The organism is Ensifer adhaerens, assembly GCF_002007205.1.
GTDB lineage: Bacteria > Pseudomonadota > Alphaproteobacteria > Rhizobiales > Rhizobiaceae > Ensifer > Ensifer adhaerens_D.
This window is the reverse complement of record NZ_LAZS01000008.1, coordinates 272336-295628: the sequence shown is the minus strand read 5'-3', so window position 1 is coordinate 295628 and position 23293 is coordinate 272336. Positions and strand designations below refer to the sequence as shown.

Annotated in this window: 20 protein-coding genes; 6 read left to right on the top strand and 14 right to left on the bottom strand. The window is 63.7% G+C overall.

What is annotated here, in order from left to right:
* Positions 1-170 precede the first annotated feature (170 nt).
* Complete coding sequence (locus tag XB14_RS19630) at positions 171-575, top strand: DUF1236 domain-containing protein (RefSeq protein WP_077963275.1); 405 nt, start codon at positions 171-173, stop codon at positions 573-575.
* Between the two features lie 190 nt (positions 576-765).
* Positions 766-1155 (top strand): cupin domain-containing protein, encoded by a 390-nt coding sequence (locus XB14_RS19625; protein WP_077963274.1) that lies wholly within the window; start codon positions 766-768, stop codon positions 1153-1155.
* Positions 1156-1269: 114 nt separating this feature from the next.
* Here the strand turns inward: XB14_RS19625 and XB14_RS19620 are convergent, their stop codons facing one another.
* Genes XB14_RS19620 through XB14_RS19610 form a run of 3 tightly spaced genes read right to left on the bottom strand, consistent with a single transcriptional unit; the run spans position 1270 to position 4248 of the window.
* Positions 1270-1992, bottom strand: a complete 723-nt coding sequence (locus XB14_RS19620) for an ABC transporter ATP-binding protein (RefSeq protein WP_077963273.1) — start codon at positions 1990-1992, stop codon at positions 1270-1272.
* A complete protein-coding gene (locus XB14_RS19615) occupies positions 1989-3230 on the bottom strand; it encodes an ABC transporter permease (protein ID WP_077963272.1) in 1242 nt (413 codons plus the stop codon). Before XB14_RS19615 ends, XB14_RS19620 begins: the two co-directional genes overlap by 4 nt.
* A 7-nt stretch (positions 3231-3237) precedes the next feature.
* On the bottom strand, positions 3238-4248 hold the full coding sequence (locus XB14_RS19610) for an efflux RND transporter periplasmic adaptor subunit (RefSeq protein ID WP_077963271.1): 1011 nt from the start codon (positions 4246-4248) through the stop codon (positions 3238-3240).
* Between the two features lie 143 nt (positions 4249-4391).
* Between XB14_RS19610 and XB14_RS19605 the strand changes: the two genes are divergently transcribed.
* Positions 4392-5078, top strand: coding sequence for a TetR/AcrR family transcriptional regulator (locus XB14_RS19605; protein WP_077963270.1), 687 nt, complete (start codon positions 4392-4394; stop codon positions 5076-5078).
* Positions 5079-5129: 51 nt separating this feature from the next.
* Here the strand turns inward: XB14_RS19605 and XB14_RS19600 are convergent, their stop codons facing one another.
* Both XB14_RS19600 and XB14_RS19595 read right to left on the bottom strand, forming a co-directional pair.
* Entirely contained in the window at positions 5130-6866 is a 1737-nt protein-coding gene (locus XB14_RS19600; RefSeq protein ID WP_077963269.1) for a peptidoglycan D,D-transpeptidase FtsI family protein, read from the bottom strand.
* A 1-nt stretch (position 6867) separates the two neighbouring features.
* On the bottom strand, positions 6868-9324 hold the full coding sequence (locus XB14_RS19595; protein ID WP_077963268.1) for a penicillin-binding protein 1A: 2457 nt from the start codon (positions 9322-9324) through the stop codon (positions 6868-6870).
* Positions 9325-9646: 322 nt separating this feature from the next.
* Between XB14_RS19595 and XB14_RS19590 the strand changes: the two genes are divergently transcribed.
* The 3 genes from XB14_RS19590 (at position 9647) to XB14_RS19580 (ending at position 11659) form a co-directional block, all read left to right on the top strand.
* Entirely contained in the window at positions 9647-10564 is a 918-nt protein-coding gene (locus XB14_RS19590) for a LysR family transcriptional regulator (protein ID WP_077963267.1), read from the top strand.
* A 260-nt stretch (positions 10565-10824) separates the two neighbouring features.
* Complete coding sequence (locus tag XB14_RS19585) at positions 10825-11187, top strand: ArsR/SmtB family transcription factor (protein ID WP_077963266.1); 363 nt, start codon at positions 10825-10827, stop codon at positions 11185-11187.
* A complete protein-coding gene (locus XB14_RS19580; RefSeq protein WP_077963265.1) occupies positions 11168-11659 on the top strand; it encodes an SRPBCC family protein in 492 nt (163 codons plus the stop codon). The genes XB14_RS19585 and XB14_RS19580 overlap by 20 nt, the downstream gene beginning before the upstream one ends.
* 125 nt (positions 11660-11784) lie before the next feature.
* Here XB14_RS19580 and XB14_RS19575 read toward each other — a convergent pair whose 3' ends face one another.
* The 9 genes from XB14_RS19575 to XB14_RS19535 form a co-directional block, all read right to left on the bottom strand.
* Positions 11785-13332 carry a SpoVR family protein gene (locus XB14_RS19575; protein WP_077963264.1) on the bottom strand — a complete coding sequence of 516 codons (1548 nt, stop codon included), beginning with the start codon at positions 13330-13332 and terminating at the stop codon, positions 11785-11787.
* A 12-nt stretch (positions 13333-13344) separates the two neighbouring features.
* Entirely contained in the window at positions 13345-14664 is a 1320-nt protein-coding gene (locus XB14_RS19570) for a YeaH/YhbH family protein (RefSeq protein WP_077963263.1), read from the bottom strand.
* Between the two features lie 25 nt (positions 14665-14689).
* Positions 14690-16639 (bottom strand): PrkA family serine protein kinase, encoded by a 1950-nt coding sequence (locus XB14_RS19565; RefSeq protein ID WP_077963262.1) that lies wholly within the window; start codon positions 16637-16639, stop codon positions 14690-14692.
* A gap of 269 nt (positions 16640-16908) precedes the next feature.
* Entirely contained in the window at positions 16909-17820 is a 912-nt protein-coding gene (locus tag XB14_RS19560; protein WP_077963261.1) for an alpha/beta hydrolase family protein, read from the bottom strand.
* Positions 17821-17829: 9 nt separating this feature from the next.
* Complete coding sequence (gene kduD / locus XB14_RS19555; RefSeq protein WP_077963260.1) at positions 17830-18588, bottom strand: 2-dehydro-3-deoxy-D-gluconate 5-dehydrogenase KduD; 759 nt, start codon at positions 18586-18588, stop codon at positions 17830-17832.
* Positions 18572-19657, bottom strand: coding sequence for an ABC transporter ATP-binding protein (locus XB14_RS19550; protein WP_077963259.1), 1086 nt, complete (start codon positions 19655-19657; stop codon positions 18572-18574). The genes kduD and XB14_RS19550 overlap by 17 nt, the downstream gene beginning before the upstream one ends.
* A gap of 10 nt (positions 19658-19667) precedes the next feature.
* Positions 19668-20720, bottom strand: a complete 1053-nt coding sequence (locus XB14_RS19545) for a carbohydrate ABC transporter permease (protein ID WP_077963258.1) — start codon at positions 20718-20720, stop codon at positions 19668-19670.
* Positions 20717-21745, bottom strand: coding sequence for a carbohydrate ABC transporter permease (locus XB14_RS19540; protein ID WP_077963257.1), 1029 nt, complete (start codon positions 21743-21745; stop codon positions 20717-20719). The genes XB14_RS19545 and XB14_RS19540 overlap by 4 nt, the downstream gene beginning before the upstream one ends.
* Before the next feature lie 274 nt (positions 21746-22019).
* Positions 22020-23288 (bottom strand): ABC transporter substrate-binding protein, encoded by a 1269-nt coding sequence (locus tag XB14_RS19535; RefSeq protein ID WP_077963256.1) that lies wholly within the window; start codon positions 23286-23288, stop codon positions 22020-22022.
* Between the last annotated feature and the right edge of the window lie 5 nt (positions 23289-23293).

The following is a 23293-nucleotide window of genomic DNA, read 5'->3' as shown; positions in this document are numbered from 1 at the left end:
AGTAATTATCAATTACTTTTGTTGTTCTTGAAGGCGAGTTTGCTGGCATGTTCGAATCATGTGTAATTGTTAATGAAAGTTATCAAGCGTGACTCTAAGGCCATAAGGTCGGTCTGGAACAATTTATTATCCTTTTCGTTGAGTTGGCGATCTAACGAAAGGATGAGATCATGAAGAAGCTTGTAATCACGGCGGCCGTTGCTGCCCTAATGGCCGGCTCCGCCTTTGCTCAGAACACGAACAAGGAAGCCGGTACGGCGGCAGGGATCGTTGGCGGCGCGACTGCGGGTGCCGTCGTCGGTGGCCCGATCGGCGCCGGTGTCGGTGCCGTTGTGGGTGGCGCGCTCGGTGGAGCGCTGACGCCTCCGCCGCCGGAAGTGGTCACCTATGTCGAGCAGCAGCCGGCTCCGCAGTCTGTCGTTGTTCAGGAGCAGATCGTGGTCGGTCAGCCGATCCCGTCAGCTGTCGTGTTGACGCCGGTTCCTCAAAACCCGCGTTACGCCTATGCCGTTGTCAACGACCATCGGGTGATCGTGGAACCGCAGTCGAGAACGGTGGTCCAGGTCATCAACTGACCGCGAGCTCAAGTTGTCTCTCCCTCGGGCGGCGCTTACGAGCGCCGCTCTTCTTGCGGTTCTGCCCGGCTTCCGCAGCCCTCTCTTCTGAACTGCGCGGATCCGGTTCCGCACCCATCGTACCGAGGCGGCAGCGCTGCTACACTCCAGTGGCAAATGCCTAGGATCTGTCGACCCCGGGGAGGTCAGCATGGGCGTTATCGTGCACAAGAACTGGCCTGTTGAGCTATGGCGCTCCGGTGTCGAAACGCGGATGTTGATCTCGGCTGTGAACGGCGCCTCGCAACTGTGCCTTTTCGAGCAGTGGGTGGCGCCTGGCGCCGGCGCCCCGACGCACCTTCATCCCGTCGAGGAAATTCTGACCGTGATCGCCGGCAAAGCGGAGGTGTGGATCGACGACGAGCGTCTCGTCGTTATGCCCGGCCAGTCTCTCATCGTGCCGCCGCTCCATCTCCACGGCTTCGCGAATATTGGCAGCGATACGCTCCACCTTCAGGCCACCCTGGCGGCGGCAAGCTTCGAGGCCCGGTTCGAGGGGGCCCCCGAAAGCGTCAGACGCTGGCGTGGCGAAGTCGCTTAGAAAATTCGCCTCGGTCCGGGCAACGTAAATACCTCCTCTGATCGAGGACGTTTCGTGCCCGGTTCTATCGGGCAGGGATGACGTCTTCGGCCCTCGCTGCGCAGCCGCGGAGTGTCAATCGTGCGGCGACCCGTCTTCCCCGGGCACTGCGGCGTCCTCGGTCTCAGAGGTCAGGCGCCCATCGATCAGATGCAGGCGCCGGTCCATCCGCGAAGCCATGTCGAGGTCATGGGTGACCGCGACCACGGTCTTGCCCTTTTCGCGCACCAGCGTTTCGAGGATCTTGAAGACCTGTTCGGAGCTCTTGCTGTCGAGGCTGCCGGTGGGTTCGTCGGCGAGGATCAATGGCGGATCGTTGGCGAGCGCACGGGCGACCGCCACGCGCTGGCGCTGACCGCCCGAAAGCTGATCGGGCCGCTTGTTGAGGTGATCGGTAAGCCCGAGTGCTGCAAGCAGGTCGCTTGCCCTTTCACGCATCTCGCCCCGGCTGAGGCGGCCGAGCTTGCGCATCGGGATCTCGACGTTTTCGCGGGCGGTGAATTCCGGCAGCAGGAAGTGGAACTGGAAGACGAAGCCGATATTGGCGAGCCGCGTGGCCGCCCGTTCGTCCTCGTCCATCCGCGCCGTATCGCGGTCGCGGATCGTAAGCGTGCCGCCCGTCGGTCGGTCGAGCAGGCCGAGCAGATAAAGAAGCGACGACTTGCCGGAGCCGGAGGGGCCGGTGACCGCGACGAACTCCCGTTCGCCGATAGTGAGCGAGATGTCCTTCACCAGCGTGACCGGCACCGTCTCGTTGAGGATCCGTGTCAGATCCCTCGTTTCGATCAGCGTGCTCATGTCGCACCCCGGATGATGTCGACGGGATTGGAGCGGGCGGCGCGCCGAGCCGGCAGGTAGCCGGCAATCGCCGCCGAGCCGAGCGCGAAGGCGGCGGCGATCACATAGTGCAGCATGCTCCAGGCGATCGGCAGCCGGGTCATTTCCTGGCCGGTCGCGGCGAGCTCGAAACGCACGAGCGAGAGCGCATAGATCATCGCGAAGCCGAGCGCCCAGCCGAGAAGCGTGCCGGCGGTGGCGATCGCCACGCCTTCGAGCACGAAGAGGATGCGCATGTCGGCCTCGGTGAAGCCGAGCGACTTCATGATGGCGATATCGCGCGCCTTCTCATGCGTGATCGTCGAGATGATGTTGAAGATGCCGAAGCCGGCGACCAGCATGATCGCGGCGACGACCGTGTACATGATGACGTTGCGCACGACGAGCGCCTCCAGGATCGACTCATTGGCCTCCTGCCAGGCGACAGCCTTATAGCCGAGCTCCGCCTCTATGCGCCGCGCAACAATGGGTGCGGCGTTCGGATCGTCAAGCTTGATGTTGATCTCGTTGATCGCGTTCGGGCGGGCCGAGAGGATCTGCGCGTTCTTCTGCAGCACGTAGGCTTCGCCCTCGTCGCGGGCCGTCGTGCCGGTGTGGAAGAGGCCGACGATCTTGAAGCGGCGGCTGAGCCCTTCCGACGAGACGGCGGTGATCGTATCGCCGAGCTTGGCGCCGAGCCGGGAGGCCATGGTATCGCCGATCACCACATTGTTGCCGCCGGCAGCCAGCGCCGCGAAATTGCCCGCCTTGAAGTCTCCGATGATCGGCGAGACCCGTGGTTCCGCCTGCGGATCGATGCCGATGACGGCGGCGCCGACCTCCTGGCCGGAATAGCGGATGACGCCCTGCGCCTTCAGGGTCGCGGCAAAGCGGCCGGGGACCCAGCCGTCGAGCCAGGAGAGCGCCTCGGTGGGATTGATGATGCCGCGGCGGTCGTCGCGTGGCCTCAGGCCGGAAATGGCGGCGGCGTCGAACAGGTCTTCCGCCGGCTGGCGGCGCGCCGTGCGCTGCTCGTCGGTCACCTGCACGTGCGGCATTGTGTCGACGAGTTGGCGGACGAAATCGTCCTGGCCGCCCTGCATCAGCGCCGCCATGGCGATGGAGAAGCCGACGCCGACGGCAACACCCAGCATCGCGACGATCGTCTGCCGGCCCCGGCCGGAGATGTGCGTCAGTGCGATGTCGAGGATGAGGCGCATGGCGGGCTCACTTCTCCGGGGCGGCCGCGGCCGTTACCCGCGCGCCATCGGCAAGGCCGGCCGGGAAGGGCGAGACGACGCGTGCGTCGTCCTCCAGGCCGGAGAGGATCTCGACGCCGTCGGCGCCGCTTATGCCTAGTTTCAGTTCATGGATCCTGGCACGATTGCCGTCGATGACCACAGCCTTTGTCCCCTCCAGCGCCACGGTCGGAAGGATCAAGGCGCCCTGCGATACCCGCACGATGATGTTGACGTCGGTCGACATGCCGATCCGTAGCGGCGTGTCGTCGGGCAGCCGAAAGCGGACGCGATAGGTCTTCGTCACCGGGTCGCCCTTCGGCGTGATGCTGTCGACCGTCGCTTCGAGCTTGCGGTCGGGAAAGGCGTCGGACCGCAGCAGCGCCTTCTGGCCGACTTCGACGCGCGGGATATCCTCTTCGTTGACGTCGGCGGTGACGATCAGCGGCTTCGGCTCGCCTACCCAGAAGAGGACCGTGCCGAGATCGGCGACCTCGCCGATCTCGCCGTCCTGCCGGAGCACCTGGCCGGTGCTCGGTGCTCTGAGCACATAGGTCGCGAGCCGTGCCTGGCGGCCGGCGACGAGTGCTTCGAGCTGGCCGAGTTCGCTGCGTGCCCGGTCGACCTCCTGTTCGCTGATCGTGCTGCGCTCGGCAAGCGCGACTTTGCGTCGGTATTCTTCCTGCGCCAGCGTCAGCCGCGCCTGGAGCTCGCCGAGCGCCGCGCGTGCCTCGGTGTCGTCGAGACGGGCGAGCACGTCACCCTTGGCGACGCGTTCGCCTTCGCAATTGCACTGTTCGACGATGCGTTCGGCGACCGTCGGGGTGACTTTTGCCCAGGTGCGCGGCTCCACGACGCCATCGGCATAGATGATTTCCGCCGCATCGCCGCGCTTCGGCGCGATTACGGACACCGGAACGGGGCGAAACAGATACCAGGAGACGGCGGCGCCGATGGCGACGACGATTGCCGATCCGATTGCATAGCGAGCCAGCCTCACGAGACGCTCCTTGAACGCTTCCAGTTCGTTCTGTATAAATAGACCGACGGTCGGTTTGTTTCAAGATGCCTGGCGTCCATGCCCCGATGGTCCTCGTGGACCGCGCCGTGAACCCGTGCTAAGCCGCTGTTCTGGGAGTGCTTATGGTCAGAACGAAGAAATCGCCGGAAGTCCGATCGAACGAGTTGATCGATTGCGCCGAGCGTCTGTTCTTCCAGCAAGGCTACGAGAACACGACGGTCAACGACGTCATCCGCGAGGCCAATGTCTCCAAGGGCGCCTTCTACCACTATTTCGTTTCGAAGGAGGCGCTGCTGGAGGCGGTCGCCACCCGTCTGGCTGAGCGAAACCTTAGGGAATTGCAGCCGCTTTTCGAAGACCCCTCGCTGGATGCGGTCGGGCAGCTGAACGCGCTCTTTGCCGGCTCGCGGCGACTGAAGCTCGACATGGCGCCGCAGCTGAAGAACACCTTCAACGCTCTCTTCAAGCCCGAAAATGTCGCGCTCTACCATCGGATCGACGAGGCGCTGATGGCTGTCAGCGTGCCGCTGGTCGCCGAGATGCTCCGGCGCGGGCACGCGGACGGAACGCTCGATGCACCCGACCCGGAAGCCTCCGCCCTGATGCTGCTGCAATTGCGGTTGAGCGTCGCCAAGGTGATGCACAAAGCCTTGCAGCGGCAGGAAGCCGGCGACCTTGACGGGGCGGCCGCGATGCTCGACGGCTGGATGCGGACCTATGGCACCGCCATCGAACGCTTTCTGAAGCTGCCTGACGGGACGATCGAAGTGACCGAGCCAGGGTTCGCCCGCACCTTTCTCGAGGCGTAGCCGGTCGTTCGGCAATCGACCCACCCATCGTTGCCGCCTGCGGCAGCGGGGTCAAAGCGCTCCTTCGATCGCGCCACTCTCGCGCTCGCCTCTGTTCGTCGGTGACGGAAAGAGCTGGGAGCCGAAGGCGCCCTGGCTGCTGATCTCGGGAAAGCTGACATCGGCGATCTCGAAATCGGGCATGAGCTGGAGCATCGGCAGGATCCGTTCGAAGACCGCGCCGCCCAGCGGCGTCGCATTCCAGCCGGAGGTGCGAAAGCCATAGGTCTCCTTCAGGCCCTTGGGCTCGTCGAGCAGGGTCAGAAGCAGGTAGCGCGGATTGTCGACGGGAACGACGCCCATGAAGGAGGTGATGTTCAGTTCCTTGGAATAGCGCCCGCCGACCACCTTTTCGGCTGTGCCGGTCTTGCCGCCGATGAAATAGCCTTTGACCTCTGCACGCTTTGCCGAGCCGGTCTTGGCATTGAGGCGCAGCAGATAGCGCAGCGCTTCGCCGGTCTCCGGCCTGATCAGATCGCGCGCGATAATGCGATCTTCCAACGGAGCGCCCTTGATCAGGGTCGGCCTGATGAGGCGGCCGCCGTTGACCAGCGCCGCCACCGCAATGCTCGCCTGCAGCGGCGTCACGGCGATGCCGTGGCCGTAGGACGCGGTTGCCGTATCGATCTCACCCCAACGTCGCGGCAATTGCGGGTGGGCGCTTTCCGGCAGTTCCGTCGTCAGCCGCGACATCTGGCCGAAGCGATCGAGGAAAGTTCTGAAATTCTCCGGTCCAAGAGCGATCGCCATCTTCGCCATCGAGATGTTCGACGAGTAGATAAAGGCTTCCGGCACTGTCAGCGGCCGATGCTGGCCGCGATAGTCGTTGATGCGAAAGCGCCCGAAGGCAAGCGGTTTGCTGGCATCGACAATGGAGCGAAGCGTGAACTGGCCGGAGTCGAGCGCCATCGCCGTGGTCAGCGCCTTGAAGGTCGAGCCCATTTCGAATGTGGCGGCGGCGATGCGGTTGATCCGGTCGGGTTTCAGCGCGTCCACCGGTAGGTTCGGGTCGAAATCGGGATAGGAAACGAGCGCAAGGATCTCGCCATTGGTCACGTCGAGCACCAGGCCGGCGCCGGCCTTGGCGCTGAACTTGGTGATCGCCTTGCGAAGTTCGGTTTCAAGCGCATGCTGGATGCGGATGTCGAGCGTCGTGCTCACCGGCTCGAGATTGCGGTGCGAGAGATCCATGCCGCTCTGGCGCAGCACCTCCAGCCCCTGGCCCTCGATCCAGCGCTCGATACCGGCAATGCCGATATTGTCGATGTCGACCGCGCCGAGCACATGGGCGGCGAGCGAGCCATTGGGGTAGAAGCGCTGCTTTTCGCGCTGGAAGCCGATCGCCGGAAGGCCGGCGTTCCACACGGCCTGTTCCTCCGCCGGGGTTACCTGGCGCTTGATCCAGGCAAAGGCAGCACCACTTTTCAGGCGGCGATAGAGATCGCGCCCGTCGAGATCGGGAAAGATCGCCGTCAGCTTTTCGACGGCCTCGTCGACATCGACGATCAGCCGCGGCTCGGCATAGAGCCCGGAACTCGGCACGTCGATCGCCAGCAGATTGCCGTTGCGGTCGAGGATCGAGGGGCGGCCGAGAGATGGCGGCGGCGGTATGTACCCGGTGCGCTCGTAGTCGGCGACGCCGAGCTGGACAAGACGCGCAAGCATGAGGCCGAAAACGAGAGCGAAGGCGCCGATAACGAGGAGAAGGCGGCCGCGGGGATCCGGCCGGGGCTGAACCTTGCGTGCCATCTCAATAAAGTCCGTTGCTGTTGGTGAGAAGCTTCTCCCGCTGTTCGGGCGTTAGGTCCGCATCGGCCGTGGCTGATGTGCTCGCCGTCTCGAAGCCGTCGATGACCGGGCAGCCGCCGGCGCAGGGGGCGGTTCCCGGCTTGAAGGATTCGAGAATGGCGCCAGGCGTGCCCGCCGGCACGGGCTGGCCGCTCTTCCGGTCGATCGCCTCGACCATCATGCCGGACGGCGCGTGAAAATCGGCCGCCGGCCGCCCCTCAAGCGCCACCTTCATGAAATCGATGAAGATGGGCGCGGCGAGGCCGCCGCCGGTTTCGCCGTAGCCCATCGGCTTTGGCGTGTCGTAGCCGAGAAAGACGCCGGTGACGATATCAGGCGTGTAGCCGACGAACCAGACGTCCTTCTCGTCATTGGTGGTGCCGGTCTTGCCGGCGATCGGCACGCCAAGCGAGGCGACATTCCGGGCAGTTCCGCGTTCGACCACACCGCGCAGCATCGAGGTCACCTGATAGGCGGTCATCGGATCGAGCACGTAGTCGCGGTCGTCGACGGGCACAGGCTCTTCCTGGCCCGTCCACTCGGAGGCGTTGCAATCGTCGCAGCGGCGCTGGTCGTGACGAAAGATCGTGCGGCCGTAGCGGTCCTGGATGCGATCGACCATCGAAGGTGTGACCGCCTTGCCGCCATTGGCGATGACCGCATAAGCCGAAACCAGCCGGAGCAGCGTCGTCTCGCCGGCCCCGAGCGACATCGGAAGGTAAGGCTTGAGTTCGTCATAGATGCCGAAGCGCCTGCCGTAGTCGGCGACGAGGTCCATGCCGAGATGGCGGGCGAGACGCACGGTCATCAGGTTGCGGCTGTTTTCGAGCCCGACGCGCAACGTCGAGGGGCCGCTGAAGCGTCCGTCATAGTTCTTTGGCTTCCAGGTCCGCCCCGCACCGTCGGCAAGGGCGATCGGCGCGTCCATCACCAGCGTCGTCGGCGCATAGCCGTTGTCGAGCGCAGCCGCATAGACGAAGGGCTTGAACGAAGAGCCGGGCTGGCGATAGGCCTGGGTCGCGCGGTTGAATTCCGACTGGGCATAGGAAAAGCCGCCGGCGACCGCCAGCACCCGTCCGGTGTTCGGGTCCATGGAAACGAGCGCGCCCTGCACGCGCGGCGGCTGCCGGAGCGCATAGCCGTCATCCATCTTTTCCACATAAATGACGTCGCCGGGCGACAGAACGCCGTCGGCTCCGGCGGCGCAGTTCCGCTTGGCCTTGGCCGAACGGCAGAGCGCCCAGGCCATGCCCGGCCGGCCGAGGCGGATCGTCTCGTTGGTGCCGAGCGCGCCGCTTCGTGCCGCGGCCGTCGGTCTTAGCCCGATCTCCGCTCCGTCCTTGTCTGTCGCCAGCACCACGCCGAGCCGCCATTCCGGCACGTCGGCAAGCGGCTGGAGCCTGGCCAGCGCCGGCGCCCAGTTTCCGGTCGAAGCGAGCCTGGTGACGGGGCCGCGGTAGCCCTTTGCCTGGTCATAGGCGACGAGGCCCTTGCGCAACGCCGTCATGGCGGCTGCCTGCAATCGCGGATCGAGCGTCGTGCGTACCGAAAAGCCTGCCGTGTAAAGGGCGGCCTCGCCGTACTGGGCGTTCAGTTGGCGACGAACGTCCTCGGTGAAATAGCCGGAGCTTGCGATCGCGGGCGATTGCTGGCGCTGCTTGACGCCGAGGGGGGAGGCGGATGCCTTGGCGGCGGTCGCCGTGTCGATGACGCCGTTCTGCCGCATCTGGTCGATCACCCAGTTGCGGCGGCCGATTGCGCGCTCCGCCTGGTGGTCGGGGTCGTAATTGTTGGGCGCTTTCGGCAGCGCTGCAAGGAAGGCGGCCTCGGCAACCGAGAGCTCGCTGACCGGCTTGTCGAAATAGGTGAGCGCCGCCTGGGCGACGCCATAGGCACCGCGCCCAAGATAGATATCGTTGAGGTAAAGTTCGAGAATGCGGTCCTTGGAATAGGTCTGGTCGATGCGCAGCGAAAGGATCGCCTCGCGCAGCTTGCGCTCCACCGTCCGGTCCGAGGTCAGCAGGAAATTCTTGGCGATCTGCTGCGTGATCGTCGAACCGCCGATCATGCGGCGGCCGGAGCCGTAATTGGCAAGATTGGCAAAGAACGCCGTGGCGATGCTCGCGACGTCGATGCCGGGATGGACATTGAAGTTCTTGTCCTCGGCCGACAGGAACGCCTGGCGAATGCGTGCAGGGATCGTGGCGATCGGCAGGAAAAGCCGGCGCTCCCGCGCAAGTTCTGCGACCATCGTGCCGTCGGCGGCATAGAGGCGGCTGGTGACCGCCGGCTCCCAGTTGGCGAGCGCGTGGTGATCGGGCAGGTGCCGCGTCAGGGCTGCGACGAGCGTGGCCGCGGCGAGCCCGGCGACGACAGCGAGATTGAGGCATGTGCCGAGTAGATTTGCGAGGAACTTCATAACGGGCAGAGCGGACCTTCATGGCAGCAGGCAGCGTCGCCGACACGGGTGTTCGTGCGGCGGGTAGCGCATGCGGAGCGGAGTATTGGGGTGCGCCTACGTCCGCGGACGTGGGCTCGGCGACGATGCCTGCGGCCGCTAGGGCCAGATGAAACGGCGCATGGATCAGGTCTCCGAAAGCGGTGCGGCTGACCACGCCTTTCCTGAGTTGGCGGCTTCCGGGCAACGGCACGCACTGCCGATGAAGTTCACCGTAAAGGGATTGTGCTTCAGCAACAAACCACGTTTATTTGCGAGACCCATTAGATGAGTTAGGGCATTCATGGTCAGGCCATATCTTCCGCTCAATGCGCTCAGGGCTTTCGAAGCCTCGGCGCGGCATCTGAGCTTCACGCGTGCGGCTATCGAGCTCTGCGTCACGCAGGCAGCGGTCAGTCATCAGGTCAAACTTCTCGAAAGCCGCCTGAATGTCACCCTGTTCAAGCGGCTGCCGCGCGGGCTGATGATCACGGCGGAGGGCGAGGCGCTGCTGCCGGTTCTGCGCGATAGCTTCGACCGGATGGCGGACATGCTCGATCGCTTCGAGGCCGGTCATATCCGCGAAGTGCTGATGATCGGCGCCGTCGGCACCTTCGCGGTCGGTTGGCTGCTGCCGCGGCTCGCGGATTTCCAGGCGAAGTATCCTTTTGTCGACGTCCGCCTCTCCACCAACAACAACCGGGTCGACATGGCGGCCGAAGGCCTCGACTTCGCCATCCGCTTCGGCGGCGGTTCCTGGCACAATATCGAGGCGACCCGGCTCTTCGAGGCGCCGTTATCCGTGCTTTGCATCCCCGAGATCGCCGACCGGCTGAAGACGCCGGCAGATCTGCTCGACGAGACGCTGCTTCGCTCCTACCGGGCCGACGAGTGGGTGACCTGGTTCGGGGCGGCCGGCATCGCCTATCCGGCACCGCTGCTCAAGGGCATCGTTTTCGATTCCTCGCTGGCGATGATGGAGGCGGCGGCCCAGGGGATCGGCGTCGCGCTGGCGCCGCCGCTGATGTTCTCGCGGCTCCTGTCCAACGGCACGATCCGGCAGCCCTTCGATGTCCATACCTCGATGGGCAGCTACTGGCTGACGCGGCTGAAATCCCGCCCCGTTACGCCGGCGATGAACGCCTTTCACGCTTGGCTCACCGCCGCGGCCGAAGAGGAGGCGCAGGCCATGCCGACGACGCTGGCCGGCGCCGCCGGCTGACGTCCTTTCAGGTTTGCACACCCGCTGCCGCGATTTGACGTTCTGATCCCCGATACCGCGATGACGGTCGGATTCCTCCGCCATCGGGCCGAGACGGACGCGTCGATCCCCTCTGTCGCCGAGCGCCTCGTCAGATGCGTTGCGGCCGCCGGAGCCCATCCAGTTCCTCCATTTCTTGTCTTCGGTCGGCGGTCACGTGCCATAGCCAGCCGATCTCGCTCCTTGCGTGAGGCCGACCTGTATGTTAGACACTGAACCATATGGTTCAGTTTTTGACAGCTCGCCTCGATGCCTCCTTTGCTGCCCTTGCGGACGCCACCCGACGTGGCGTTCTGGAGCGGCTCGGGAGCGGGGAAGCCTCGATCACGGAGCTTGCAGAGACATTTCGCATGACCCTCACGGGCATGAAGAAACATGTCGGCGTCCTGGAACAGGCAGGGCTGGTCACGACAGAGAAGGTCGGGCGCGTTCGCACCTGCCGGCTTGGCCTTGGCGGTCTCCAGGAAGAGGCAGCTTGGATCGAAGCGCGCCGCCAGATCTGGAGCGCGCGCTTCGATGCACTCGACGAAGTCGTTGAGGCCCTTAAGCGGAAGGAGAAGGTCGATGGGTCACAGAGCGAGTGACGGCCGCACGGCGGTCGAACGGAGATCCGAGCGCGAACTCGTCGTGAAGCGCACTTTCAATGGTCCGGTTCAGCTCGTGTTCGACGCATGGACCAAGCCCGAATTGTTCAAGCTGTGGTGGGCGCCGAAGTCGCACGGCATCCCCCTGCTATCGTGCGAGATGGATGTTCGCACCGGAGGCAGCTATCGCATCGCGTTTGGGCACGACGCCTCGCAGGCCATGGCTTTCCTCGGCAAGTATCTCGACGTGTCACCGCCTTCGCGCATCGTCTGGACCAATGACGAAGGCGATGACGGCGCCGTGACGACGGTGACTTTCGAGGAAAGCGATGGCAGGACGCTGTTGGTCCTTAGGGAACTCTATCCGTCGAAGGAAGCGCTCGATGAGGCCTTCGTCGGCATGGAAGACGCGATGCCCGAACAGTTCGAACAGCTGGACGAACTGCTCGTTGCCCTGGGTGCGAGCGTGTAAGCGCGGCGGGCTAGGCCAAATTTTATTGATGGCTAATCCGAATTCTTGTCATGACATCGCGTGTCAGCGCGTGGCTTTCGCGCGCGCTTCGGCATGGCCCTATCAGGACTGACTTTCGCTGGTAGTCACTCCGGTTTCTTGGCCGTCGAGCACTCATATACCGTGCGTCCGGTCTGCGCATCGACGCCGGCAAGGCTCACCTCATAGCCCCAGAGATGGCGGATGTGACGGAGCGTCGCGTCGCGGCTGCCCTCGTCGAGCAGGATGCCGCGCTTGACATTGTGTTGAAGCCGCAATTGCCGGTCGCCCAGCAAATCGACGTCCATCACCTGGATATCCGGCTGGTTGGCGCCGACGTCGTAGCTGTTGGCGAGTGCAGAACGGACCGCCGAATAGCCGCGCTCGTCATGGATCGAGGCGACCTCGACGAAACGGTCGGAGGAGCGGTCCTGGAGGTGGAACAGCCGGAACCGGCGCATCACCGCCGGGCTCAGATACTGCAGGATGAAGGACTCGTCGCGATGGTTTGCCCAGGCGTCGCGCAGCGTCTCCATCCAGTCGCCGTTGCCGGCAAAGGATGGGAACCAGTCGCGGTCCTCGGCCGTCGGCTCGGTGGCGATCCGCTGGATGTCCTGCATCATCGCGAAGCCGAGCGCATAGGGGTTGATGCCGGGATAGCGCCGGTCGTCGAAATCCGGCTGGAAGACGACGTTGGAATGGCTCTGCAAGAGTTCCAGCATATGGCCTTCGCCGATCCTGCCCTGGTCGTAGAGCCGGTTGATGATGGTGTAGTGCACGAAGGTGGCGCAGCCTTCGTTCATGACCTTCGTCTGGCGCTGGGGATAGAAATATTGTGCGATGACGCGAACGATCCTGAGCAGTTCCCGCTGCCATGGCTCCAGGATCAGACTGTGCTTTTCGAGGAAATAGAGCAGGTTCTCCTCCGGCAGGTTGAGCACCTTCTTGCGTTCGGAGGCGTCGCGCTCGGCCTCCGCCGGATCGCGGTTTTCGGCGACCTGCGGCAGCGTCCGCCAGAGATCGCTATAGGTCTGCTCCTCGTATTCCAGCCGCTCGCGCGCCCTCTCGCGAACCTTTTCGGAGGAAAGCCTCGGTGGCCGGCGATAGCGGAAGACCCCCTGGTCCATCAGTGCGTGGGCGGAATCGAGAATGGCTTCGACGGCGGCGTTGCCGTGGCGCTCCTCGCATTTCATCACGTATTTCTTAGCGAAATCCATGTAGCTGAGGATCGCGCCGGCGTCGGTCCATTGCCGGAAGAGGTAGTTGTTCTTGAAGAAGTGGTTGTGGCCGAAGGCTGCATGCGCGGTCACCAGCGCCTGCATCGCCATGGTGTTTTCTTCCATGAGATAGGTGATGCAGGGATTGGAATTGATCACCAGTTCGTAGGCAAGGCCCCGGTGGCCCTTGCGGTAGTGGTGTTCCTCGTAGGCGAAGCGCTTGCCGAAGGACCAGTGCTGATACATCAGCGGCATGCCGACCGAGGAATAGGCGTCGAGCATCTGCTCGGAGGTGATGATCTCCAGCTGGTTCGGGTAGACGCTGAGGCCCATCTCCTCGAGCGCGACCTGCTCGATCGCGTCATAGGCACGGGACAGGGTGGCGAAGTTCCAGTCCGAGCCCTGGAACAGGAGACCTGAAGTCGCACGTCGAGCCATCCGGTCGTCCCCTCATTTCCGGGTGCGTGTGGCCGGCTGCCGGGCAAAGAGCCTGCGGAAGACCGGGTAGATGTCGGCGGGTTTGGCGATCCGGGTCATCTGGAAGTTCGACTTTTCGCCGTCCACCGTGCGATAGGCTCGCCAGAGGGCAGTGCCGTTGTCTGTCGAGCCGAAGATTTCCGTCTCCCTTTCATCGATAATCTCGACATAGGCATAGTACTGGCAGAGCTTGGTCAGCTTCTCGCGCAGGAGCGCCGCACAATGCTCGCTGTCGCCGATGATATTGTCGCCGTCCGACGCCTGGGCGGCATAGATGTTCCAGATTTGCGAGGGATAGCGGTCCTCGACGATCCTGATCATCTCTTCGAGCGCGGTCGATACGATCGTCCCGCCGCTCTGGGTGCTGTAGAAGAAGGTTTCCTCGTCGACCTCGCGCGCTTCGTCCGTATGGCGGATGAAGACGATGTCGATGCGCTCATAGCGGCGCTTCAGGAACAGATGCAGGAGCACGAAGAAGCGCTTGGCGAGGTCCTTTTCGCGCTCGCCCATCGATGCCGAAACGTCCATCAGGCAGAACATCACCGCATTGGCGTTCGGCAATGGCTGCTGTTCGAAGCGGTTGAAGCGGATGTCGACCGGGTCGACATAGGGGATCCGCCGCCGCTTTTTCTCGATCCTTTCCAGTTCGCTTCGCAGTTCCTTCAGCCGCAGGCGGTCTTTCGCCGAAACCTCGGGCTCGGCCTCCAGTTGCGCGATCTCGTCGGCAATCGCGATCAGTTCCTTCTCCTTCGGCCGGTGCAAGGCCAGGCGCCGGCCGAAACTGTTGCGCATCGTGCGCCCGACATTGATGTTGGTCGGTGTTCCCGCCGTGGCGAAGCCGGCGCGGCGGGGCTTGAAGGTGACCGTTTCCTTGAGGCTGAGCTTGACCATGTCGGGAAGCTCCAGGTCCTCGAAGAAGAGATCCAGTACTTCCTCGCGTGACAGGATGAACTGGAAGTCATCGTCGCTTTCGCCGGTTCCGGGGCGGCCCTTGCCGCCGCCACCGCCGCCCGCTTCCGGCTTCGGCAGCCGGTCGCCCGCCGAAAACTCCTTGTTGCCCGGGAGCACGTAGTTGCGTTCGCCACTGCCGCGGGACGGCTGGAAGGTTGGCTCAGTGGCGCCATCGGTCGGCATCGGCACACCGTGGGCGGCGTCGACGTCGATGATCCTGTCCGATTTGACCTGATCCTTGATGACCCGCTTGAGTTCCTCGCGGGCCCGCTTCAGAAAGCGCTGTCGGTTGCCGAGGCTCTTATCCTTCGGATTGAGCCGCCGGTCGATAAAATTCGGCATATACCAATCCCCTGCTTCGGCATCGTCAGCCCGCCTTGTTGACCCGCATATACCAGTCGACCAGCCGTCGGACCTGGCGCTCCGTGTAGCCGCGTTCGGTCATGCGTTGGACGAACTCGGCATGTTGCTTTTCGGATGCGCTGTCCTTCTTCGAGCCGAAGCTGATAACCGGAAGCAGGTCTTCGACCTGGCCGAACATGCGCTTCTCGATCACGTCGCGAAGTTTCTCGTAGCTCGTCCAGGAGGGGTTGCGCCCATGGTTCTTGGCACGGGTGCGCAGGGTGAATTTCACGACCTCGTTGCGGAAGTCCTTGGGGTTGGCAATGCCGGCCGGCTTTTCGATCTGCGACAGTTCGCTGTCGAGAATTTCCCGGTTGAGGATCTGTCCGGTATCCGGATCCTTGAAGTCCTGATCCTCGAGCCAGGCGTCGGCATAGGCGATGTAGCGGTCGAAGAGGTTCTGGCCGTATTCGCTGTAGGATTCGAGATAGGCTTTCTGGATTTCGTGGCCGATGAACTCGGCGTAGCGCGAGGCCAACTCGGACTTGATGAAGTCGAGATAGCTCGCCTCCGTCTCCTTCGGGAACTGTTCGCGGCGGATCGCCTGTTCCAGGATATACATGAGGTGTACGGGGTCGGCCGCGACCTCTTTGGTGTCGTAGTTGAAGGTTTCCGACAGCACCTTGAAGGCGAAGCGGGTGCTGATGCCGGTCATGCCCTCGTCGACGCCGGCGGCATCGCGGTATTCCTGGACCGATTTTGCCTTGGGATCGGTGTCCTTCAGGTTCTCGCCGTCATAGACGCGCATCTTGGTGTAGAGCGGCGAGTTTTCGTGGCGGGCGAGGCGGGTCGAGACGGTGAAGCGGCTGAGGCTTTCCAAAACCTCCGGTGCGCAGGGGCTCTTCGTCAGCTCGCTTTCGCGCAGCAGCTTCTCGTAGATCTGCCGCTCTTCGGTGACGCGCAGGCAGTAGGGCACCTTGACCACCAGGATACGGTCGAGGAAGGCCTCGTTGTTCTTGTTGTTCTTGAACTGCAGCCATTCCGACTCGTTGGAGTGGGCGACGACGATACCCTGATAGGGGAAGGCGCCGAAGTTTTCGGTGCCGTTGTAGTTGCCTTCCTGTGTTGCCGTCAGCAGCGGATGCAGCACCTTGATCGGCGCTTTGAACATTTCGACGAATTCGAGCAGGCCTTGTGTCGTGCGGTTGAGGCCGCCACTGTAGGAATAGGCGTCGGGGTCCGCCTGGCTGTAGTTTTCGAGCTGGCGGATGTCGACCTTGCCGACCAGCGAGGAAACGTCCTGGTTGTTCTCGTCGCCGGGCTCGGTCTTGGCGATCGCCACCTGGCGCAGGCGCGAGGGTGTCAGCTTGACGACGCTGAATTTGGAGATGTCGCCGTCGACTTCGTCGAGCCGCTTCGTCGCCCAGGGCGAGATCAGGCCGGTCAGCCGGCGTCGGGCGATGCCGTATTTGTCCTCGAGCAGGTCGGCCATGCGGTCCGGGTGGAAGAGGCCGAGGGGAGATTCGAAGACGGGGCTGACCTTGCCGCCGACGGCCAGCGTATAGATCGGTTGCAGCTCCATCAGCTTTTTCAGCCGCTCGGCGAGCGAAGACTTGCCGCCGCCAACGGGGCCGAGCAGGTAGAGGATCTGTTTGCGCTCCTCGAGCCCTTGCGCGGCGTAGCGGAAGTAACCGACGATCCTCTCGATCGTGTCTTCCATGCCGTAGAAATCGGCGAAGGATGGATAGATCTTGACGGTCCGGTTGGAGAAGATGCGACCGAGGCGCTCGTCCGCGCTGGTATCGATCAGGGTTGGATTACCTATGGCTGTGACCATCCGCTCCTGCGCGGTGGCATACATGCTTTTGTCATCGCGACATGCGAGGAGGTATTCCTGAAGGCTGATTTCTTCTTGCGCTGCACTGCTGTAGATCTCCGAGAAGAGATCGAAGACGTCGCATTCGCTCTTTTGCATCATGCTCTCCCGCGGCCGCTGGCTGAGACGGGGATCGCTGCTTATCGGCTCGCTCATTCGAATAAACGGCGTCCCATTCGCAAAGTTCCTTCAGAGTACTCGCTTTCTTGTGATTCTCGAAGGGGTTGCTTTCGATGTTTGAAAGATCGTTACCGCGACATCACGAAATCCTGATCGAGCCGTTGGAAGAAGCGCGGAAAGGCGGCGCAGAGCGCCTGCTCGACGCCCGGCGGCTCCGCTATTCCGCGTGATTGTGACAGCGGGTAGCGTCAGTGGCTGCCCGTTCCTGCCAGGCGGTTGGTGAGGAATGCGAGAGCCGCGTCGCGCATGGTCCGGGTTTCGACATGGCCGACGCCGGGTTCTGCAACCAAAGATATGTCACCGCCGGCGCCGGCCGCCCGATAGGCGGCCAGCGTCTCGGCATAGGCGCGCTCCACGGCCGGCGGTGGCGTCAGCGGATCGTCGAGCCCCACGCAGATCAGTTGCGGCCGCGGCGCGACCAGCCCGGCGATCGCGCCGGTCGATGTCTCGGCGAGCAGGCGGGGCACGGTGAGATAGTGCCCGTGCCGATCATGCGCGCCGGTCTCGATAAGCGAAGCGAAATCGGCAAAGCAGCAGAGATGCGCGGTCGCCGCGATGCGCGTGTCGAGCGCTGCGAGAAAATAGGAAAGCGTGGCGCCCATCGAAATCCCGGTCATGCCGATCCTGTTGGCATCGACATCCTCGCGCGACGAAAGCCAGGTAAGCGCCGCCTGCTGCTCGGCGAGCATCTGGCCGAACAGGGTGCGGCCATACCAGAGGGCTGCTTTGGCCGCGGCGCTTTCGGTGACGTTGGAGCGTTCGCCGAATGTCGGCATATCGATGCAAAGGGTGACGAAACCATGCTCTGCGAGAACAGGGCCAGGTGGTCCGAGCAGCGCCGGCCGGCCATCGAGCAGTTCGCTGGCACCGATCTCGTAGCGTCCGCCATGGGCGTGGGCGTAGAGTATCGCCGGTCGAGGCCCGTCGTTTCCGGGCGGTCGTGTCAGCAAACCGCGGATCTCGGCTCCGTTACGAAGGCTGCGGAAGCGCAGCCTCTCGACAAGGTGGGAGCCTTGCTCGTCCGTCTCACACGCCTCCAGCACGAGCTCTGTATCGGCGAGACCGAGAAGCGTGTGCAGGCGTTCGCGAGAAATGGACATGGGTACAATCTATCGAACCAGCCAGCCGCCGTCGACCGGCAGCACCGTGCCGGTGACATAGCCGGAGGCGGGGGCGGCAAAGAAGAGCACGGCGGTGGCGAGATCATCCGGCGTGCCCCAGCGCCCCATCGGGATGCGGGCGGAGATCTGGGCGTTGCGATCGGGGTCGTTGCGCAGCGCCTCGGTGTTGTCCGTCGCCATGTAGCCGGGCGCAATCGCGTTGACGGTGATGCCGCGCGGCGCCAGCTCGTTGGCCATCGCCTTGGTGAGGCCGGCGATGCCGTGTTTCGAGGCGGCATAGGCCGGCACGCGAATGCCGCCCTGGAAGGTGAGCATCGAGGCGACGTTGACGATGCGGCCGGCGCGTCCGGTCGCAACCATGTGTTTCGCCGCGGCCTGCGACAACAGGAAGGCCGCCTTGAGATTGACGTCGAGAACGCTGTCCCAGTCTTCCTCGGAATAGTCGAGCAGATCGGCACGGCGGATGATGCCGGCATTGTTGACGAGGATATCGATGCCGCCGAGCGCTGACGCCGCCTCGGCGACCACATTGGTCGCATTGAACGGCCGCGAAAGGTCCACGGTCTGCTGGTGGAAGCGCACGCCCGTCTCGTCAACCCGTGCCGCCGTCTCCGGCATCGGCGACGAGCCGATGGCCGCTATGTTTGCGCCGGCGCGTGCGAGGGCCAGCGCCATGCCCTGGCCGAGGCCTGTGCGGGCGCCGGTGACAAGAGCGGTCTTGCCGGTGAGGTCAAACAGCGCGTTCAAGGCGAATCCCCCTGTCGTTGAAAAGATGGATCGGGGCGGCGCTGAGCGACAGCCTGACGTCGTCGCCCTGCGCGAGGTTATGCTGGCCGGGGGCGACGATCAGGATCTTCTGGCCGGCGACGTCGGCGTGCAGCACGGTTTCCGAGCCGAGCGCTTCGACGAGACGGATCTTCGCCGGAATGCTGTTTTCGCCCGCGTCGAGCGTTATGTGATGCGGCCGCACGCCAAGCGTGATCGGCCCTTCGGCCGCGGCCGTGCCATCTGCGATCGGCACCTGCAACTGATGGCCGCCCTTCAGCGTTGCGACCGCCGTGCCGGCGCCGGCCGCTTCCAGCGTGCCCTCGAGGAAGTTCATGTGCGGAGAGCCGATGAAGCCGGCGACGAAGCGGTTGGCCGGCCTGTTGTAGAGTTCGAGCGGCGTGCCGATCTGTTCGATGCGGCCGGCGCGAAGCACGACGATGCGATCGGCAAGCGTCATCGCCTCCACCTGGTCGTGCGTCACATAGATCATCGTCGCCGAGAGCCGGGCGTGAAGGGCCGCAAGCTCGGCGCGGGTCGAGCCGCGCAGTTCCGCGTCGAGGTTCGACAGCGGCTCGTCGAGAAGGAAGGCGACCGGTCGACGCACGATTGCTCGGCCGATCGCGACGCGCTGGCGCTGGCCGCCGGAAAGCTGCCCGGGGCGGCGCTCGAGATAGGCTTCGATCTCCAGCATGCGCGCCGCCTCTCCAATGCGCTCGGCAATCTCCGCCTTCGGCATGCGGGTGTTTTCGAGCCCGAAGGCGAGGTTCTGGCGCACGCTCATATGCGGATAGAGCGCATAGGACTGGAACACCATGGCGAGGCCGCGGTCGGCGGCCGGCACGTCGTTGACCACCTTGCCGTCTATGGCGAGCTCGCCGCCGGTCGGCTTTTCGAGCCCGGCAATCATGCGCAGCAGCGTGGACTTGCCGCAGCCGGACGGGCCGACGAAGACGACGAATTCGCCGTCCTTGATCTCCAGGTTGATGTCATGAAGCACGTCGACGGCGCCGAACGACTTGGTCACATTGGTAAGCTTGATGTGGCCCATGGGTGCCCCCTTATTTCAGTCCGGTGCCGGCGATGCCGGTGGTGATGAAGCGTTGCAGGAAGATGAAGACGAGCACGACGGGGATCATGGTGACAACCGTCATGGCAAGAATGAAATGCCACTGCACGTTCAGCTCGCCGGAATAGATGCTCAAGCCCACCTGCAGCGTATAGAGTTCCTTGCGCGAGAGCACGATCAGCGGCCAGAGGAAGTCGTTCCAGCGCCAAACGACGGAGAAGATCGCCAGAACCGCGAGCGCCGGCGCCGTCAGCGGCAGGATGATGCGCCAGTAGATCTGCCATTCGGACGCCTTGTCCATGCGCGCCGCGTCGATCAGCTCGTCGGGGATCGTCAGCATGTACTGGCGCAGGATGAAGACGCCCGTCGGCGTTGCGACGGTCGGCAGGATTACGCCCCAGAGATTGTTGAAGAGGCCGAGCGCCGAGACGATCGAATAGAGCGGCACCATGATCACCGAGAGCGGAACCATCAGGGTGGCAAGGATCAGAAGCATCGCGAAGGTGCGGCCGCGGAACTCGTATTTGCTGAGCGCGAAGGCGGCCATCGAATTGACGATCAGCGTGATCAGCGTCGCCGTGACCGTCACGAAGACGGAGTTCCAGAGGTAGCGGACGAAGTCGAAATGGGTGAAGGGCTCGCTGTAGTTCGAGGTCGCGAAGGACATGGTGCGCACCGGCGTGCGCTCGGCGATCTTGACCTTGACGATTTCGGTCGGCTTGTCGGGCGAAACCATCTGGCTGACGATGCCGATGCGGCGCACTTCGGCGAGCACCGTCTTGCTGCCATCCGGCATTGTCACCTCGTAGAGGTCGAGCGGCTTGTCGTAGCCTTCGACCGTCGCCTTCTGGGTCACATAGGGCATGATCGTCGGCGGAAATTCGGCAAGCGCTGCCGGCGACTTGAAGGAGGAGCCGACAAGCCAGACGGCCGGGCCGAACATGATGAAGAGACCGCCGATCAGCCAGACCCAGGTGAAGACGTCGGTCCAGTGCCAGCCGCTGCGGCCGCGGCGACGGAAGATGAATTCGGCGACACGGCTCATTTACGGGCTCCCTTCTTCTCGCCTTTGCGGCCAAGGCCGAGCTGGACCAAGGTCAGGACCACCAGCACGGCGCCCATCAGGATCGAGGCGGCGGCGGCAAGGCCGGGATTGCGCAACTGCGTCGCGAAGCCGGTCTCGTAGATGTACTGCGTGATGTAGAGGGTGCTGGTGCCCGGCCCGCCGCCGGTCAGCACATAGACCTCGTCGAAGATCTGCACGGCGCGGATGAGCACGAGCACGATGACGACAAGCAGGTTGGGCATCAGGAGCGGCAGGGTGATGCGCCAGAAGGCGCGCGCAGGCCGGGTGCCGTCCATCTCGGCCGCTTCATAAAGATCCTTTGGGATCGCCTGCAGGCCGGCAAGCAGGATCAGCGTGTAGAAGCCCATATGCGCCCAGATCGAAACGCCGACGGTCGCGGCAAAGGACCAGTTGCGGTCGTTGAGCCAGGTGTAGGGATCGAAGCCGAGGCCGTAGAGCCCGAAATTGAGCAGCCCCTGGCGCTGCAGGATCCACTTCCAAATGAGGCCGACCACCACGGGCGAAAGCAGCACGGGGAAGAAGAACACCGCCCGCCAGAAGCTGCGCGCCATAAGCTCGCGGTTGAGGATCAGCGCCGTGATGAGCGAAAACAGGATCATCAGGCTGACCTGCAGCAGCACGAACCACGCCGTGTTGCCGACGGCCGTCCAGAAGGTGTCTTCCGCGCAGGAGTTCGGGTCGGTGTAGTTGGCGCAGTCGAAGAGCCGTGCATATTGCTCGCCACCGACGAAGCTCCGGTCGGGCAGGAAAAGGGCCGTGCCGCCGGTCATCGAATAGGCGAAATTAATGAAGAAGGGCAAAAGCACGAATACGCCGAAGATCAGCATGTTCGGCAGCAGGAAGAAGGTCGCCATGCCGCCGATGCCGAGCCGACGCTGAACCCAGCGCAGCGGCGCATCGATGGCCGCCATCGCCAGGCGAACGGGGGCCATTGCCGCCTCGCCGAGGCTGGAGCCGGTTCCTTTTGGAACATCTGCCTTCATCGCTTGCCACCTCGCCCGCCGAGTGCACTTTGAAGTGCAACGGCTGTCACCGGATTTTGGTCTGGAGCGCCGCGGGTTCCAATGAGTGCGCGGCGCTCTATCACTTTGATTCTAGAACATCCTTCTGCCTTCGTCAGAAGGCCGATGCTCCCTCCCGCGCAAGAGGAGGGCAAGGCTTTTCCAAGATAACGGTAAGTATTGACTTACGCATGTGCCGACCGATCCGACGGCATGTTGCAGCACGCCGCCGGGAACCGCGCGTCGGTTGTTCCGATCAGTTCCCGGTGTCTTTCACCTTGGTGGCGATATCGGAGTCGATGCGGGCGAAGGCCTCGTCGACCGTCATCTCGCCGGCAGCCGCCTGGCTGACACGGGTGACCAGCGCACCATAGACGGCGTCGGACCAGAGCCAGCCGGGAAGCTTGCGCGCCTCGTCGGAAAGCGTCTTGCTCGCCTCGACGAAGGCGTTGAGCGCCGCCTTCGCCTGGGCGTCGTCGGTCTTGAAGTCGAGGGCCTTGGCGAGCACGCCCTTATGGGCGGGTAGGAACAGGGTTCGCTCGGAGAATTCCTTCACGATCGGTTCGCTCGCAAGGTAGTCCATCACCTTGGCGACTTCGTTCGGGTTCTTGGTGTACTTGACTGCGACGAGACCCGCGCCGCCGGTCATGCCGGTGCAGTTTGCCGGGCCGCAGGGGCTGCCGGTCGCGACCCAGTCGAAGTTTGTGCCGATCTTCGTCGAGAAGTTAGGCACCTGCCAGGAGCCGGAATAGTAGTAGACGAGCTGTCCGTTGATGAAGTCGTCGGCGGCAGCGCGATAGGTCGAGCCCGCGGCGGAAACCCAGACGTCCTTGCTCATCGTGCCGTCGGCGACCCAGCCGACAAAAGTCTTCAGGAAGTTCTTCGAGCCTTCGTCGAGCGGCGCCGGCTTGCCGTCAGCGCTGATATAATTGCCGCCATAGGCGAGGTTCGGGCCGCTCAGGCGATGGCCGGAGCGGTCGAGCGCCATCGGGAAGGGCACCTGCTGGTTTTCCGCCACCTGCTTTGCCGCCTTCGCCCAGTCGTCCCAAGTGGCATCCTTGCCGGGAATGGCGACGCCGGCCTGGTCGAACAGCGTCTTGTTGGCAAAGCCGCCGGCAATGGTGATCTGGGTCATGAAACCGGAGATCTGGTTCGACCCGTCAGGCCGCATCCAGTCCGCCTGGCCGCCGAAGTTCTCGTCCCAATAGGCGGCATCGGCAACGAGCGGCCGAAGGTCGAGCCAATGCTGGCTCTGGGCCTTCAGGTTGGTGACGCGGGCGATATCCGGGCCGTTGCCGGCTTCGAGCTGCACCGGCAGCTGCTCCTTGACGACGCTGTAGGAGACGTTGTCGAGGATGACGTTGATCCCGGGGTTCTCCTTCATGAAGCGATCCAGCAGGTCCTTCAGCACCTCGCCTTCGACGCCATCGGAATACCACATGATGCGCACGTCGCCGGCCATTGCTGCCGTCGACGTCAGCAGCCCGACGGCAAGCGCCGCGAGCATCGTTTTGGTCTTCTTCATTGTCT